This is a genomic window from Aquabacterium sp., from assembly GCF_035476535.1.
In the GTDB taxonomy this organism is placed as follows: domain Bacteria; phylum Pseudomonadota; class Gammaproteobacteria; order Burkholderiales; family Burkholderiaceae_C; genus Pseudaquabacterium.
In genome coordinates, this window is the sequence record NZ_DATILJ010000305.1 from 1 (window position 1) to 1547 (window position 1547).

The 1547-nt window shown below is 70.8% G+C and carries 3 protein-coding genes; 1 reads left to right on the forward strand and 2 read right to left on the reverse strand.

Translation table 11 applies throughout. The features are described 5' to 3' along the window. On the forward strand, positions 1 to 137 hold a 137-nt coding region (locus tag VLK61_RS29505), incomplete at its 5' end, for an enoyl-CoA hydratase-related protein (RefSeq protein WP_325426846.1). Between the two features lie 61 nt (positions 138 to 198). Here VLK61_RS29505 and VLK61_RS29510 read toward each other — a convergent pair. Both VLK61_RS29510 and VLK61_RS29515 read right to left on the reverse strand, forming a co-directional pair. Continuing rightward, positions 199 to 1305 (reverse strand): hypothetical protein, encoded by a 1107-nt coding sequence (locus VLK61_RS29510; protein WP_325426841.1) that lies wholly within the window; start codon positions 1303 to 1305, stop codon positions 199 to 201. Continuing rightward, the coding region (locus VLK61_RS29515) for an RNA polymerase sigma factor (protein WP_325426843.1) at positions 1302 to 1547 on the reverse strand (246 nt) is incomplete at its 5' end. The genes VLK61_RS29510 and VLK61_RS29515, both read right to left, overlap by 4 nt.

Below are 1547 nucleotides of genomic sequence, written 5' to 3' on the forward strand. Positions count from 1 at the left end.
GGTCGTTCGAAGGCGGCCTGGCCGACGGCATCATGTTCGAACGCCGCATGTTCCACGCGCTCTTCGCCACCAGCGACCAGAAGGAAGGCATGGACGCCTTCGTGAACAAGCGCAAGGCGCAGTTCAAGCATCAATAGAAGCAGAAGCGCACGCGTGCCATGCCGAATTTGATCCGGCATCCATGCTGCCGCGCCGGCCCTATCGCCCGGTCAGGCGATTGACCTCGGCCTGCAGCGCCTGCAGCTGCGCGGGCTCCGGCTTTGCGACGAAGCTCGAGCGCTGCCCTGCGCGCAGCCGGGCCCACCGCACTTGCGCGCCCACCACTTCCAGAGCATCGACGGGCGCGCCCTGCTCGCTGAGCTCGATCTTCAGGGCGACAGGGCCTTCCAGCGGGTCCTCGCCCCGAGGCCCGCGCTCTATCGCGCCGAGCAACGCGGCCAGCCGGCCGGCCTGGCTTCTTTCGACTTCCACCTCACGGCCGCCGACCGATACTTTCGCGTGAGTCCAGCCGCTCGCCATCGCATCGCGTTGCGGCGCGATCACCGGCGCCGGTGCGGGCGCGGCCGGTGCTGCTTGCACAGGCGCCGCCGGTCTCGCCATGGGGGCGGCCCTGGGTGCGGCAGCGGTCCCGGCGGCAGCACCTACGGATCCCTGCAGCGGCGCGGTCGCGGGCGCCGCTGCTTCCGCTTGCGGCTGGGCGCTCTTGGCCAGCGCGCGCGTGTCCTCGTCGCGCAAGGATTTCGTGTCTGCACGACGCTCACGAGCCGGCTCGGCGCCACCTGCCGCTTCTTGCGCAGGGCCGCTTTGCCGCGCCGACAGCGCGGGCTCGCTCTTGCGTGCCTGTGCCATTTCCGCAGGCCGCGATTGGGCCGCACGGGTTGCAGCGTCCGTCGCCGGCTTCGCGGGTTTGATCTGCGCTGGTGCCGTTGTGGCTGGTGATGCCGTTTCGGCTGCAGAGGTCGGTGCCGGCGCTGCTGGCGGGACAGGAGGCGCAGGCGTGGCCGCGGACGGCACCGGCGCACCCGCCTGCGTTGTTTCCGGCAGCGGCCCCGGCACCTCGCGATCGAACCACAGCACCGTCACGAAGCCGGCGATCACCAGCGTGGCGAACGCGGCGTTCCAGGGCGAATTGCGGCGCCCCGCGCTTTCCCACAAGGCCTTCCACCAGGGCACCGCCGACGCAGGGGCGACGGCTTGATGGGCCTTCGCGAGGATCTCGCGGCGCACACGCTCGGCCGGCCGCATATCGCCGTCCGGCGCCGACTCCAGCGCCTTGTGCAGGCGAGCGTCGCGCAAGCCCGTCATGCCGGGGTCTCCAACACTTTAAGGTAGCGGCGCATACAGCCGCGCAGTTTCTGCAGCGCGTAACGCAGCCGGCTCTTGGCGGTTTCGAATTGCAGGCCCAGCCGCTGCGCGAGGTCCTCGACGCTCGCGCCGTCTTCGTGGTGCAGCAGGAACGCGGCACGCTGCGCCTCGGGCAACTCGTCCAGGCACTGCAGCAATTGCCTGCCGGCGGCGCGCCAGAAGGCCGTGTCCTCGCTGGACGG

What these genes read in the sequence shown, in the direction of transcription:
- VLK61_RS29510 (WP_325426841.1), bottom strand. Translation starts at nt 1,305, where the DNA reads ATGACGGGCTTGCGCGACGCTCGCCTGCACAAGGCGCTGGAGTCGGCG.